Raw genomic sequence first — 14,417 nt, forward strand, 5'->3', positions numbered from 1 at the left:
TACCGGGCCAGGCGGTGCCGGCCAGCAGATGATCCCAGCCGTAGAGAGATGCTGCGCGCGAGCGCAGCATTTTGAACAGAAATGCCGGTTTAATCAGACGCCATAAATGGCGTCCCATGTTGTCAGGCCCCACGCTGAAGAAGATGCTGGCACGCACACCGTGCTTGCTCAGCAGTTCCAGCAGCCTGGGGACGCCGTCACGCGTTCCCCTGAAGGTGTCGACATCAATGCGTAAACCGACTTTTTTCATGAGACCTGTTCCGACAGCTCCACGGTGCGCAGGAAGAAATCGAGCGTCTCGTCAATGGTTTGCTCCATCTTCACCGTCGGTGTCCAGTTCAGGCAGCGCTTCGCATTGCGAATGCTCGGCTTACGATGCTCAACGTCCTGGTAGCCTTTACCGTAGTAGCTGCTGCTTTCCACTTCACGGAAACCGGCAAACGGTGGGAATTTATCGCGCAGCGGATGGCGCTCAAAGCTGGCCAGCAGCATCTCAGCCAGTTCGCGAATGCTCGCTTCGTTGTCAGGGTTCCCGATGTTGATGATTTGACCGTTGCAGCGGTTATCTTTGTTTTCGATGATGCGGAACAGCGCTTCGATACCGTCGCTGATATCCGTGAAGCAGCGTTTCTGTTTGCCGCCTTCAATAAGCTTAATCGGTGAGCCTTCCACCAGGTTCAGGATCAGCTGGGTGATCGCACGGGAGCTACCGATACGCGCCGCGTTCAGGTTATCCAGACGCGGGCCCATCCAGTTGAACGGACGGAACAGGGTAAAGCGCAGCCCCTCTTTCTCACCGTAGGCCCAAATCACGCGGTCCAGCAGCTGTTTGGAGACAGAGTAGATCCAGCGCTGTTTGTTGATCGGCCCAACCACCAGGTTAGAGGTGTCTTCGTCGAAGTTTTTGTCGGTACACATGCCGTACACTTCAGAGGTGGACGGGAAGATGATGCGCTTGTCGTATTTCACGCAGTCGCGAATGATCTTCAGGTTCTCCTCGAAGTCCAGCTCGAACACGCGCAGCGGGTTACGGGTGTACTCGATAGGCGTGGCGATGGCGACCAGCGGCAGTACCACGTCACATTTTTTAATGTGGTATTCAATCCACTCGGAATGGATGCTGATATCCCCTTCCACGAAGTGGAAGCGTGGGTTGTCGAGGAAACGACTGATCGCATCCGCGCCAATATCCAGGCCATAGATTTCGTAGTTATCGTCTTTGAGCAGGCGTTCAGTCAGATGGTTACCGATAAAGCCGTTTACGCCGAGGATCAGCACGCGGGTGCGGCGTTTAACGGCAACCACCGGGGCGCTTGTGATCAGCGCCCCGGCGACCAGGCCCAGAGACTGGGCCAGCTGCGTGCCCTGCACGTAAAGACCGCTGTCGGTTTGCCCGGTAATAATCTCCAGCGCCTGCTCGCCGCAGCTCACAATCAGCGGGGAGACGGAGACAACGGTGCCCGGTTTTGCCGCCGGGATGTCGTCGCGCACGCGGGATTTCCAGACGATAAACTTGCTCACGCCCGCAAAGCTGTATGCCCCCGGCCATGGGTCGGTCACGGCGCGCACCAGGTTGTGAAGCTGGCGAGCAGGTTGGTTCCAGTCCAGACGACCATCCTCCGGCGTGCGGCGACCGAAGGTACTTGCTTTGCTCTCATCCTGCGCGGTCTCGCTGAAGGTGCCGTTCAGGATAGCTGGCAGCGCGTCGCGCAGCAGGCTTTGTGCCACGGTGCAAAGTTTCTGGTGCAGCTGCAGCGCCGTTTCATCCGCATCGATTGCCACGCGGTGCTGGGCAATGATGGCCCCCGCATCCGCACGGTGGACCATCCGGTGCAGGGTCACGCCCGTTTCCGTTTCGCCGTTCACCAGCACCCAGTTCAGCGGCGCGCGCCCACGGTAGGCTGGCAGCAGTGAGCCGTGAAGGTTAAATGCTCCTTTTGCGGCCAGGCCGAGGATCTCGTCGCAGATCAGGTTGCGATAGTAAAACGAGAAGATGACATCAGGGGCAAGCGCGCGGATGCGCTCCACCCACAGCGGATGGTTCACGTCGTCCGGGGCATAAACCGGAATCCCCCGCTCGGCGGCGATGCGCGCCACTGAGCTGAAAAAGTGATTTTCGCCCGCCGTGTCCGGATGGGTAAAGATTGCCGCAATGTCATAGCCCGCTTCCAGCAGGGCCAGCGTGCCCGTGCACCCCATATCGTGATAGGCAAATACAACAGCTTTCATGGGTGGATTTCCTCTTGAGATGCTTTGTGTTCCTGACGGACAACACGTTGAATAAAGTAGCGCGGACGTGCGCGGACATCGTTATAAATTCGGCCAATGTATTCACCGAGCAGGCCCATGCCGACAAACTGGGCACCGATGAACATAAACAGCACGGCAAAAAGCATGAAGACCCCTTCAGCCGCCCACTGCGGGCCAAAGACCAGCCGCAGCACCACCAGCAGGACGGAGAGCGCGAATCCCGCCAGCGCGATGATGCTGCCGAAAACGCTCAGCAGACGCAGCGGCGTGGTGGTCAGGCAGGTGATAAGGTCGTACATCAGGTTGATGAGACGCATGAAGCTGTACTTCGATTCCCCGTGCTCACGCTCGGCATGCAGGACCGGGATTTCCGTTGCCTTACGGGCGAACGTGTTAGCGAGGATCGGAATAAACGTGCTGCGCTCGTGGCAATGCAGCATGGCGTCGACAATATGACGGCGGTAGGCGCGCAGCATGCAGCCGTAATCGCCCATCGCTTTACCGGTCGTACGCTGGATAAGACGGTTGATAGTGCGTGAGGCCAGCTTGCGGAACAGGCTGTCCTGACGGTTCTGACGCACCGTGCCGACCACGTCATAGCCTTCATCGGCTTTCGCCACCAGGCGTGGGATCTCCTCCGGCGGGTTTTGCAGATCCGCGTCCAGAGTGATGATCAGATCGCCCGTAACGTGGCTAAATCCGGCCATGATCGCCGAGTGCTGGCCGTAGTTACGGTTCAGCAGCACGGCAACAATATGGCTGCCTTCAGCCTGGGCAGCATCGGTCAGCATCATTGCGGAGTCATCGCTACTGCCGTCGTCCACCAGAAGAATTTCATACGCTTTGCCAAGCGTCTCGCAGGCGGCCGTCGTGCGGCGAATCAGTTCAGGCAGGCTCTCCTGTTCGTTATAAACAGGAATGACGACGGAAACTTTTTGTACGGGTGGTGCACTGAACATATCAATGTCCTGCAAGCTGATGGAGCGCGGTAATGACGCGGGTTGTGTCGTCATGAGTCATGTCCGGGAAAAGAGGGAGAGAACAAATACGCGCGCTATTCCATTCCGAATTCGGGAGCGATACATCAGGAAAACGCTCGCGGTAGTATTTTTGAGTGTGCGCCGCACGGAAGTGCAGGCCGGTACCGATGCCCTTCTCCTTCAGCGCCGCCATCAGGTTGTCGCGTGAAATACCGCAGCGGGCTTCATCAACGCGAATAATAAACAGGTGCCAGGCGTGAACGTGCGGCCATGCTGGAATGGTCAGCGGCTGGAACGGCGTATCGGCCAGCTCCCGCAGGTAGCGTTGCGCGATTTCCTCACGGCGTTTGTTGGCCTCTTTTAATTTGCCCAACTGCACCAGCGCCAGCGCGGCGTTAATATCCGCCAGGTTGTATTTATAGCCCGGCGAGATCACTTCAGCCTGCGGTGCACGACCGTGCGTCTGGCGGTCATAGGCATCCACCCCCAGGCCGTGGAATTTCAGACTGCGGATCCGCGCAGCAAGCTGAGCGTTATCCGTGACAACTAAACCGCCTTCTGCACAGGTCATATTTTTAATGGCGTGGAAGGAAAAAATCGCCGTCCCTTTCCAGCCCACATGGCGGTTCTTGTAATAGGTTCCGGCGGCATGGGCAGCATCTTCAATAACGGGAATACCGTGACATTCGCCAATGGCATGAATCGCGTCGATGTCACACGGTGCGCCAGCATAATGGACGGGGATAATGGCTTTAGTACGCGAGGTTATCGCCGCTTCAACGGCGTCAGGCGTCACCATCAACGTGTCGTTGTCCACATCAATCATCACCGGTGTGGCACCCAGCAACACGATCATATTTAGCGTGGAAACCCAGGTCTGGGAGGGGGTGATCACTTCATCGCCGGGGCCAATATTCAGCGCCATCAGCGTGACATGCATGCCCGCGGTGGCAGAACAGACGGCAATCGCATGCTGATTGCCCGTCAGGTGACAAAATGCCTCTTCAAGCTCCTGATTTTTAGGCCCCGTGGTGATCCAGCCCGACATCAAAACGTCCTGAACCGCCGCCATTTCTTCGGCACCCATTGAGGGTCGCGAAAAGGGCAGAAAATCACTCATTATTAATTTCCTTGCAATAAAAATGGCACGTTTTTGATATTAACCAAATGCCGGTCCGTTTATTTCAACGAACCATAAACTCATATCAAAATAGCTTTCATTTCTTAGGGAAAAATTAAGACAACGTTTATAACGTTATAGAACTACTAGCAGACACTTTAAAAACAACAAGTTAAATTAATATTAAATATTTTTTATTGTGACCTTCACAACGTTTTGCCAGGAAATGATTTAAACCAAACATCAACAAACAAAAAAAATCCCGGCCATTTCAAAATAATATGAAATAGCCGGGAACTTTTCTTTTTAGTTAATTGTCGCGCTTATTTTAAGTTTTCTGGAAAGTTTTCAGGTAACTCGCTGGCCGCACAGGCAATCACGCTGTCATCATTTGGACCACAGTCGCGCACAAAGGTGATTGTCGCGAATTCATCAATCACTTCTGTGGGATATGCCGGACCGGCATCGCGATAGCTATTCATCAGCGGAATATGATCGTTCTGGAAACAGACGGTTTTTTCCGGATTGTTCATTACCCAGCGCGGGAAGAAGATGGTGCCGTGGAACAGGTTGTCGCCCAGGTTAACAATCAGGCTCACGTCAGTACCGGTTGGCTCTGTCCAGGAGATTTTATAGATGCTCTCCCCGACGCGAACGATATACGCCTGCTGATCTTTTACCCAACGGTTTCCGACCAGGCCGCTGTGAATACGGTAGTCGAGGGTGTTTTCATTTTTGACGTAAATCTCGTAGTTCCAGCCGTTATCGTAGGTATAAACCAGATGTTTGCCAACGAAGCCGCTTAAGTCATGTTTGTCGAAGTTGCTCATGATGTGTCTCCTTTGTTTTGATGAACGTATCGTACCCCTTCAAAAAATGAATGAATAACGCTATGTTTGAATCAAATTAATTCAAAAATTAGATATGTCATGCATAAAACAACTCTTGAACAGTGGTCACTCCTGGAAAAAGTGGTCGAGGCCGGGAGTTTTGCCAAAGCGGCAGAACAGACACACCGCAGCCAGTCTTCCGTCAGTTACAACCTCTCTTTACTCCAGGAGCGCCTGGGCATTGCGCTGCTGGTGGTGGAAGGGAGACGGGCAGTCCTCACGCCCGCAGGAGAATTATTGCTGAATCAGGTAAAACCGCTGCTGAAAGCGTTCTCTTATGTTGAGACGCGCGCCGCGACGCTGCATAGCGGCATGCGCACCCGAGTCGATCTGATCGTAGACAGTATTTTTCCCCGCCGCAGGCTGTTCGCGATTTTAAGACAATTCCAGCAACGGTATCCGCAAACCCAGGTGCGCCTTACCGAGGTGCTGGAAAATAGCCGCGCGGACACGATAAACGACGAAGCGGACGTAATGGTCCTGACCCGCCGCCAGGACATTACCGGGCTTGGCGAGTGGCTGATGAATATCGACTTTGTCGCCGTGGCGCATTACCAGCATCCGCTCTTTTGTCTTGATGCACCGCTTAATGATGAGATGCTGCGCCCGTGGCCGCTTATCCAGATTGCGGACAGCCAGAACGCCGCGCGAGCTGCCGGCGAGTCGTGGACGTTCTCCACCATTGATGCTGCCATAGAGGCGGTTGTCTCTCAGGTCGGCTACGGCTGGCTGCCAGAGGAACGCATCCAGCCCCTGCTGGAGCAAGGCTTACTGAAAATCCTTCCGCTGAACCACGGTGTCCGCCGGGCCACGCCGCTGCATTTGATCGTGAAACGTACCCTCGCCCCGCTGGATGAGCAGGTTGAAACCCTGCTGCGCCTTTTTAGCCAGGAGCCGTCATCACCACCTGCTACGCTTTAAGGTCCGAACGCTAAAACGATAAGGAGCAGAAGATGAAAATCGACTTTGCGGGGAAAGTGGCGCTGGTGACTGCCTCAACCGGCGGTATCGGGTTCGCCATTGCCAGAGGCCTGGCGGAAAGCGGCGCGGAAGTGATCGTGAATGGCCGCAGCATCGACTCGGTGAACAAGTGTATTCAGCAGTTACAGCAGGTTGTACCCGGCGTATAGGTGCGTGCCGCCATTGCCGATCTCAGTACAGCAGAAGGGGTTGAGTCGCTGCTGAAGGTCGCAAGTGATGTCGATATTCTGGTGAACAACGCCGGAATTTACGGCCCGCAGGACTTCTATAGCACCGACGATGAAACCTGGGAGCGTTACTGGCAGACCAACGTGATGTCCGGCGTGCGTCTTTCCCGCGCCCTGCTGCCAGGCATGGTGAAAAAAGGCTGGGGACGGGTGGTGTTTATCTCTTCCGAATCGGCCTGCAATATTCCGGCGGATATGATCCACTACGGGGTGACTAAAACGGCACAGCTCTCGCTCGCTCGCGGGCTGGCGAAGTTCGTAGCAGGAAGCGGCGTGACGGTGAACAGCGTACTGCCGGGGCCAACACTGTCGGACGGTTTCGCTGAAATGATGAAAGATGAAATCGAGAAAACCGGGAAATCGCTGGAGCAGCTGGCGAAAGAATTTGTCATGGCCAACCGCCCCAGCTCGGTTATCCAGCGTGCGGCCACGGTAGAAGAGGTGGCCAATATGGTGATTTATGTCTGTTCGCCTCAGGCCTCCGCCACCTCGGGCGCAGCGTTGCGCGTTGACGGTGGCGTGGTGGATGACATCATCTGATCCCGTTACGCCGCACTGCCCGTCACGCGGCGGGCCGTGATGTAATGTGCTTGCCAGTAGTCATCGGTCAGGGTTGACACCGTCACCCCCTGGCTGCTGGAGGCGTGAATAAACCGGTTGTCACCGATGTAGACACCGACATGCTTTCGGTTTGGCCCCGTCTGGAAGAAGACCAGGTCGCCGGCCTTAAGACGGTACTGCGCCACCTGCACGCCGCGATGGATTTGCTCGCTGGTCGTGCGCGGCAAATTAAGATTCGCCGCATCGCTGAACAGGTGCTGCATCAGTGCAGAGCAATCCACGCCGCGGTGGCTCGTGCCGCCCCACTGATACTGGGTTCCCTTCCACTTCTGGTATTGATCGAGAATGCGCGAGCGCAGCGGGCCCGTTTCCTGATGAAACAGCGCCGATTTCGCGGGTGATTCCGCAAACGCAGAATTCATCGAGATCATCGATGCGGGCAGTTGAAAACTCATTGCAGAAAACGAAGCAAAACTGAGTGTGAGGATTGAAATAAGCAATCTTAACGTCATATCAAAAATTGTGGCTTAGAGTGAATTTTTCCTTACGCGTGGGGGCCAATGTTCCCCCGAAATATCTTTCGATGTGGCGATAATATAGACAGTTCATTTTTTCACCAACGACTATCGAGGCCAAAAATGGACTCACTTTTAGATCGCAAGATCGTGAAAAAAAGAGTGGTGATGTAAGGACTGTTCAGATAAAGCAGGTAAACTGATCCGCAGAATGTGTATTTCAGCTAAGACGTATTTATGACCAATATGATTGCCGACGAGACGGTGGCTAAATCCAGCGTGCTCTCTGTCTTTGATTTTGATGGGACACTAACGCACCACGATAGCTTTATCCCTTTCCTGCGTTTTGCCTTTGGGAAACGCTACTTCGCAGGCCGCCTGGTGCGCATGGCGTTACCTACGCTGCACTGCGTTCGCCGCAAGCTGACCCGGGATGAGCTCAAGGAAGTGCTGATCAAAACATTCCTGACGGGAGTGGATGAGCACTGGCTGCGCCAGCAGGCGGAAGCATTTTGCGAAAAATACTGGAACAAGCTGATGCGCCCCGAAGGGGTTCTGGCCGTGGCGGCGGAGGTGAATTCCGGTGCGGAGGTGACGATCTGTTCTGCCTCTCCGGCGCTGGTGCTTCAGCCCTGGGCGGATAAGCTCGGTATTAAGCTGATTGGCACCCAGCTGGAAGTGAAAGACGGCAAGCTGACAGGACGCATCACTGGCAATAACTGCCGCTGTGCCCAGAAAGTCGCTAGACTGGAAAAAGTGTATGGCGATCTGAAAGCCTATCACCTGCGCGCCTGGGGAGATACCCGCGGCGACCACGAGCTGCTGGCCGCGGCGCAGGATCCTCACTGGCGGCATTTCCACCACCCGCGCAAGCGCCGGAATTCGCCGATTAAGGGTTAGGTGCGGTCTGGTGCCCTCACCCCGGCCCTCTCCCACGGGGAGAGGGAGAAAGGCAAAGCATCAGGCCTCACGTTTCCCAGGGAACATCACGCTCGCAATAATCCCCAGCGCCAGCACGCCTAAGACCACAAACAGGCTCGCCGTCGCGCCAATGCTGTACCCGTGATGCCAGAAGTGATCGGTGGCATTTAACCCCAGCTTGAACGCCACGAAGAACAGCAGCAACACCACGGCTTTCTCAAGGTGGACCAGATACTGCTTCAGCGCTTCCAGCACAAAGTAGAGGGTACGCAGGCCGAGAATGGCGAACATCATGGCGCTATAGATAATCAGCGGCTCGCGGCTCACGGCAATAATGGCCGGTACGGAGTCAAAGGCGAACATCACGTCAGAAAGTTCCACCACCGCCACGCAAAGCAGCAGCGGCGTCGCGTAGCGTTTCGCCTTCTTCACGCGCCCGACCATGACGTCCTGGTTTTCCGGCTTTTCAAGCTCCGCATCCACCTCTTTCTGGGTCAGGATAAAAGCATTGCTGCTGATTTTCGGCCAGACCGGATAGAAGCGCTTCACCAGGCGGTACGCGAGATGGCCGGAGTAATCTTCCACTTCGTCACTCTCTTCATTGCGTTTGAGCATCATCACCGCCGTCCAGCCGACAACCAGCGCAAAAATGACCTCCACGTACGGCCCCAAGCTCAGCAGGCTGGTTCCGATCGCCACGAAAATACCGCGGAAAACAATCGCCCCCAGCACACCCCAGTAGAGCACGCGGTGACGGTACTTATCCGGCACGCCGAACCAGGCGAAAATCGCCATCATCACAAACAGGTTATCGACGGAAAGCACCTCTTCCAGCGCATAGCCGGTGAGGAACAGGCTCGCCATCTCTGCACCGTGGTGGACATACAGGAACCCGGCGAACGCCATTGCCATCATGACCCAGAAGATGGACCACATCGCCGCGCTTTTCAGCGAGACAGGTTTATCGTGACGGTGCATAAAGAGGTCGATAAACATCGCCCCAACGGCCATCACCACAAAGACAACAACGGTTTCCGTCGGGAAACCGAGATGAGCAGCTGACATACACAACCCTTTTTTGGATACAAAACACCATGCAGACAATAAAAAGCGCGAGCCCGTTAAGGGCACAGCACGCAAAAAAAATAAATATTAACTGTTCTTTTCGGCCAGCGCCTGCGCACACGCCCAGGCACTTGCCCACGCCCACTGGAAGTTATACCCTCCGAGCCAGCCGGTGACGTCCATCACTTCGCCGATAAAGTAGAGCCCCGGCACGTTGCGGGCTTCCATGGTGCGCGAGGAGAGTTCATTTGTATCAACGCCGCCCAGCGTCACTTCCGCCGTGCGGTACCCCTCGGTGCCGTTTGGCTGAACGCGCCAGTTTGTCAGCGTCTCCACCAGCGTCTCTTGCTCGCGGCTGTTCAATTGCTTAAGCGATACGTCCGGGATCTGCCCCAGCACCTGAAGGCACTCCACCAGACGTTTTGGCAGCTGCATCGCCAGCGTGTTTTTCAGGCTCTGATTCGGGTGCGCCTCGCGCTGCTCGTTGAGGAACGCGTCCAGGTCGCAGTCCGGCACCAGATTCACCGTGACAAATTCACCCGGCTGCCAGTAGCTGGAGATTTGCAGTACCGCCGGGCCTGAGAGCCCCCGATGGGTAAAGAGCAGGTTTTCACGGAATACCGTCCCGTCTTCGGCAGTCATGACGGAAGGAACGGAGACGCCAGAAAGCGTCTGAAGCTGTTCAAGAAGGGGTTTGTGCAGCGTGAACGGCACCAGACCCGCGCGCGTGGGCAGTACCTTAAGACCAAACTGCTCGGCAATCTTATAGCCGAACGGGGACGCGCCCAGACCCGGCATAGAGAGGCCACCGCTGGCGATGACCAGATTATCAGCACTGACGGTTTCACCGTTCAGCTGCAGCGTGTACCCCTGTTCGTCGCGGGCGACCTCCAGCACTTCCGTGCGCAGACGCATCACCACGCCGCCCTTCTCGCACTCGGCGACCAGCATATCGACAATCTGCTGCGCGGAGTCGTCGCAGAACAGCTGTCCCAGCGTCTTTTCATGCCACGCGATGCCGTGCTTGCCCACCAGGTCGATAAAGTCCCACTGGGTGTAACGCGCCAGTGCAGATTTGCAAAAATGACGGTTTTGGCTCAAATACGCCGCGGGTTCGACATAAAGATTGGTGAAGTTACAACGCCCGCCGCCCGACATCAGGATCTTGCGGCCAGGCTTTTTTCCGTTGTCCAGTAACAGCACACGACGACCCGCCTGTCCGGCCATCGCCGCACAAAACATACCCGCCGCACCGGCGCCAATTACCACGGCATCAAACCTTTCCACGTCAAAATCCTCTTCGTTAACTGCCGCGGATTGTAAAGTTTCCTCTGTGGTCACACCAGCGTAAAAAGTTCTTACAAAGCCATTCCATTGAAATTTAACGATTATCCCTTCAAGCACTTTTCTCAAATCAGGTGGTATGTCAAAAAAAGTCTATATTTCACTTTGCCCGTTGCGCATTTGTCCTGGATAATGCGCCGCGTTCATGTCCTCAAAATGGCGTAACGTCCTATGCTACATTTGTTTGCCGGCCTGGATTTACATACCGGGCTTTTATTATTGCTTGCTCTGGTTTTTGTACTGTTTTACGAAGCGATCAACGGCTTCCACGACACTGCAAACGCAGTAGCAACGGTTATCTACACTCGCGCAATGCGATCGCAACTTGCGGTTGTTATGGCGGCGGTATTTAACTTTTTTGGTGTCCTTCTGGGCGGACTGAGCGTGGCGTATGCGATCGTGCATATGTTGCCAACGGATCTGCTGCTTAACGTGAGTTCCGGTCATGGCCTTGCCATGGTGTTCTCAATGCTGCTTGCTGCCATTATCTGGAACCTCGGTACCTGGTATTTTGGCCTGCCTGCATCCAGCTCTCACACTCTCATCGGCGCGATTATCGGTATCGGGTTAACGAACGCCCTGATGACCGGGACATCCGTCGTTGATGCGCTGAACCTGCCTAAAGTACTGGGCATTTTCGGTTCTCTGATCATCTCTCCAATTGTGGGTCTGGTGGTTGCGGGTGGATTGATTTTCATCCTGCGTCGCTACTGGAGCAACACCAAGAAACGTGCGCGCATCCACCTGACGCCAGCAGAGCGTGAGAAGAAAGACGGTAAGAAAAAACCGCCATTCTGGACGCGTATCGCGCTGATCATTTCCGCTATCGGCGTGGCCTTCTCTCATGGTGCGAACGATGGGCAGAAAGGCATTGGTCTGGTGATGCTGGTACTGATCGGTGTCGCACCGGCAGGTTTCGTGGTTAACATGAACGCCTCTGGTTACGAAATCACCCGTACCCGTGATGCCGTCAACAACGTTGAGACCTATTTCCAGCAGCATCCCGATCTGCTGAAAAAAGCGACCGGCGTTGATCAGCTGATCCCATCTCCGGAAGCCGGTGCAACTACCGCGCCGGGCGAATTCCACTGCCATCCGGCAAATGCGATTAACGCGCTGGAACGCGCCAAAGGCATGCTGGGCGATATCGAAAGCTACGACAAACTGGCCGTTGAACAGCGTGGTCAGCTGCGTCGTATCATGCTCTGCATCTCTGACGTGACCGATAAAGTCGCGAAACTGCCAGAGGTGAATGCCGACGACAAACGTCTTCTGAAGAAACTGAAAAGCGATATGCTCAACACCATTGAGTACGCGCCAATCTGGATCATCATGGCCGTCGCGCTGGCACTGGGTATCGGTACAATGATTGGCTGGCGTCGTGTGGCAACCACCATCGGCGAGAAGATCGGTAAGAAAGGCATGACCTATGCGCAGGGGATGTCCGCGCAGATGACGGCGGCGGTTTCTATCGGCCTGGCGAGCTACACCGGGATGCCGGTATCCACCACCCACGTACTCTCCTCGTCCGTGGCAGGTACCATGATTGTTGACGGTGGCGGTCTGCAGCGCAAAACCGTGACCAACATCCTGATGGCCTGGGTGTTCACCCTTCCGGCGTCCATCCTGCTGTCTGGTGGTCTGTACTGGATTTCGCTGAAGCTGATCTAATCAGCTGAAGGCGACAAAAAGCGGGTCAGGAAACTGACCCGCTTTTTTTATGCTCAGTGCCAAATCATCAATGCAATCATACTGACCACAACCAGCCCGCACAGGGCGCTGGTCAGAATGAACTGCCGACGCAGACGCTCGCAGCGACGGATAAACTCTTCATCGTGATGATCGCGGTAACGTTGGTAGTAGATGTATCCCACCAGTCGCATCTGTTTGCTGGGCTGTCCATGCGAGGTGAAGAACCCCCCACCGTCCACATACTGATAAAGCAACGGATCGCAACCACGAAGTACCACTAACAGCGCACGTAACGATGAGAAGTAGCGCGCCATATTCACTATGCAAACTACGCATAACGCCCAAAACAATGCGACGGTGCTAATCATACATCCTCCCCGGCGTCCGCCCACGGAGCAAGGCTCCTGAGCTCCCGCACCCCAATGCCCTGACAGACAGTTCAGTGAAAGAATGACCAAAAGTCGATCCGGTTCGCGTTTTAATATCCGAACGGCTCATTAAATAGTGTAGGAGATCCGTTAATTTTTTTGCCACAAGGTTAATCGTTATCAACACCAAAGCTTGAAAAATATGTTTAACTGGGCCGTAATGAAAGTATCAGACGACGGCATTCTCATTTAGTCATCGATAACTTAAGGAAGGAGTAACACTATGGCTTACAAACACATTCTCATCGCGGTAGACCTCTCTCCGGAGAGCAAAGTGCTGGTTGATAAAGCGGTATCCATGGCACGCCCCTACAACGCGAAAGTTTCCCTGATTCACGTTGATGTGAATTACTCCGACCTCTATACCGGTCTGATCGACGTGAATCTCGGCGATATGCAGAAGCGGATCTCCGAAGAGACGCATCACGCCCTGAGCGAACTGTCCACCAACGCGGGCTACCCGATTACCGAGACCCTGAGCGGCAGCGGCGACCTGGGTCAGGTATTGGTTGATGCGATTAAGAAATATGACATGGACCTGGTCGTATGCGGTCACCACCAGGACTTCTGGAGCAAGCTGATGTCGTCCGCGCGCCAGCTGATCAACACCGTTCACGTGGATATGCTGATTGTTCCACTGCGTGACGAAGAAGACGAGTAAGTGCGTTAAATTCCCCTCACCCTAACCCTCTCCCAAAGGGAGAAGGAATAGATCGAGGATGTAGGCCGGGTAAGGCGAAGCCGCCACCCGGCTTTTTTTATTCCGGTGTACCTGAATAGATATCAAACCGGTGCCCTTTCGTGGTCACCGCGTTAGTCGTGGCCACGTCCGCCAGGGGCGGCGCGTAGTCAGGGCGCTTCACCACCACCCGCTTCGTCGCGAGCTGTCTGGCAGGCTCCAGCAGACCATCTGCATCTAAATCCGGCCCCACCAGCGACTGAAACACCCGCATCTCTTTCTTCACCAGCGCGCTTTTCTGCTTATGCGGGAACATCGGGTCGAGATAGACCACCTGCGGGCGCGGGGTGATATCGGTGAGCGCCGTCAGGCTGGAGGCGTGGATCAACTGCAACCGCTCCTGCAGCCACGGGCCGATTTCCGGGTCCGCGTAGCCACGCGTCAGCCCGTCGTCGAGCAATGCGGCGACCACCGGGTTACGCTCCAGCATTCGCACACGACAGCCAACAGACGCCAGCACAAACGCATCGCGACCCAGCCCCGCCGTGGCATCGACCACGTCCGGAAGATAGTTCCCTTTAACCCCCACCGCTTTGGCCACCGCCTCGCCGCGACCGCCGCCGAACTTGCGCCGGTGCGCCATCGCACCGCCGACAAAATCGACAAAAATCCCGCCGAGTTTCGGTTCGTCGCGCTTACGTAATTCAAGATGCTCCGGTGTCATCACCAGCGCCATCAGGTTATCTTCATCGTGCTCCATGTTC

At 55.3% G+C, this 14,417-nt stretch carries 13 protein-coding genes and 2 pseudogenes; 5 read left to right on the forward strand and 10 right to left on the reverse strand.

The features are described from left to right. From L977_RS15505 to L977_RS15525, 5 genes and pseudogenes are all read right to left on the reverse strand, one after another. A pseudogene (locus L977_RS15505) lies at positions 1-250 on the reverse strand (4-deoxy-4-formamido-L-arabinose-phosphoundecaprenol deformylase); the annotation flags it as partial. Then, a complete protein-coding gene (arnA, locus tag L977_RS15510) occupies positions 247-2,229 on the reverse strand; it encodes a bifunctional UDP-4-amino-4-deoxy-L-arabinose formyltransferase/UDP-glucuronic acid oxidase ArnA (protein WP_014885570.1) in 1,983 nt (660 codons plus the stop codon). The gene arnA and the pseudogene L977_RS15505, both read right to left, overlap by 4 nt. Beyond that, positions 2,226-3,209, reverse strand: coding sequence for an undecaprenyl-phosphate 4-deoxy-4-formamido-L-arabinose transferase (gene arnC, locus L977_RS15515; protein WP_045135446.1), 984 nt, complete (start codon positions 3,207-3,209; stop codon positions 2,226-2,228). Before arnC ends, arnA begins: the two co-directional genes overlap by 4 nt. 1 nt (position 3,210) lies before the next feature. Beyond that, positions 3,211-4,350, reverse strand: coding sequence for a UDP-4-amino-4-deoxy-L-arabinose aminotransferase (arnB, locus tag L977_RS15520; RefSeq protein ID WP_047626117.1), 1,140 nt, complete (start codon positions 4,348-4,350; stop codon positions 3,211-3,213). Between the two features lie 323 nt (positions 4,351-4,673). Beyond that, positions 4,674-5,180 carry a phenolic acid decarboxylase gene (locus tag L977_RS15525; RefSeq protein WP_014885573.1) on the reverse strand — a complete coding sequence of 169 codons (507 nt, stop codon included), beginning with the start codon at positions 5,178-5,180 and terminating at the stop codon, positions 4,674-4,676. A gap of 99 nt (positions 5,181-5,279) precedes the next feature. On the opposite strand from L977_RS15525, the gene L977_RS15530 reads away from it, so the two are divergent. Further along, positions 5,280-6,161 (forward strand): LysR family transcriptional regulator, encoded by an 882-nt coding sequence (locus tag L977_RS15530; protein ID WP_014885574.1) that lies wholly within the window; start codon positions 5,280-5,282, stop codon positions 6,159-6,161. Between the two features lie 32 nt (positions 6,162-6,193). Continuing rightward, a pseudogene (locus L977_RS15535) lies at positions 6,194-6,988 on the forward strand (SDR family NAD(P)-dependent oxidoreductase). A 5-nt stretch (positions 6,989-6,993) separates the two neighbouring features. Here L977_RS15535 and L977_RS15540 read toward each other — a convergent pair. Next, positions 6,994-7,440 carry an NlpC/P60 family protein gene (locus L977_RS15540; protein WP_014885576.1) on the reverse strand — a complete coding sequence of 149 codons (447 nt, stop codon included), beginning with the start codon at positions 7,438-7,440 and terminating at the stop codon, positions 6,994-6,996. Positions 7,441-7,761: 321 nt separating this feature from the next. Here L977_RS15540 and L977_RS15545 point away from each other — a divergent pair, with 321 nt between their 5' ends. Continuing rightward, positions 7,762-8,424, forward strand: a complete 663-nt coding sequence (locus L977_RS15545) for an HAD family hydrolase (protein ID WP_072093626.1) — start codon at positions 7,762-7,764, stop codon at positions 8,422-8,424. 60 nt (positions 8,425-8,484) lie between these two features. Here the strand turns inward: L977_RS15545 and L977_RS15550 are convergent, their stop codons facing one another. Next, complete coding sequence (locus L977_RS15550) at positions 8,485-9,510, reverse strand: TerC/Alx family metal homeostasis membrane protein (protein ID WP_014885578.1); 1,026 nt, start codon at positions 9,508-9,510, stop codon at positions 8,485-8,487. An 87-nt stretch (positions 9,511-9,597) separates the two neighbouring features. Beyond that, positions 9,598-10,797: an NAD(P)/FAD-dependent oxidoreductase gene (locus L977_RS15555; RefSeq protein WP_045135459.1), complete on the reverse strand. Its 1,200-nt coding sequence runs from the start codon at positions 10,795-10,797 to the stop codon at positions 9,598-9,600. A 228-nt stretch (positions 10,798-11,025) separates the two neighbouring features. Between L977_RS15555 and pitA the strand changes: the two genes are divergently transcribed. Continuing rightward, on the forward strand, positions 11,026-12,525 hold the full coding sequence (gene pitA, locus L977_RS15560) for an inorganic phosphate transporter PitA (RefSeq protein ID WP_023337922.1): 1,500 nt from the start codon (positions 11,026-11,028) through the stop codon (positions 12,523-12,525). Between the two features lie 53 nt (positions 12,526-12,578). Here the strand turns inward: pitA and uspB are convergent, their stop codons facing one another. Further along, positions 12,579-12,914: a universal stress protein UspB gene (gene uspB / locus L977_RS15565; RefSeq protein WP_003861224.1), complete on the reverse strand. Its 336-nt coding sequence runs from the start codon at positions 12,912-12,914 to the stop codon at positions 12,579-12,581. A 283-nt stretch (positions 12,915-13,197) separates the two neighbouring features. On the opposite strand from uspB, the gene uspA reads away from it, so the two are divergent. After that, positions 13,198-13,635, forward strand: a complete 438-nt coding sequence (gene uspA / locus L977_RS15570; RefSeq protein WP_003861223.1) for a universal stress protein UspA — start codon at positions 13,198-13,200, stop codon at positions 13,633-13,635. 97 nt (positions 13,636-13,732) lie between these two features. On the opposite strand, the gene rsmJ is transcribed toward uspA, so the two are convergent. Continuing rightward, positions 13,733-14,417 (reverse strand): 16S rRNA (guanine(1516)-N(2))-methyltransferase RsmJ (rsmJ, locus tag L977_RS15575; RefSeq protein ID WP_047626120.1); only part of this gene is annotated, 685 nt, incomplete at its 5' end.

Origin of the sequence: Enterobacter sp. ZOR0014 (genome assembly GCF_000798855.1) — a bacterium.
In the GTDB taxonomy this organism is placed as follows: Bacteria; Pseudomonadota; Gammaproteobacteria; order Enterobacterales; family Enterobacteriaceae; genus Enterobacter; species Enterobacter kobei.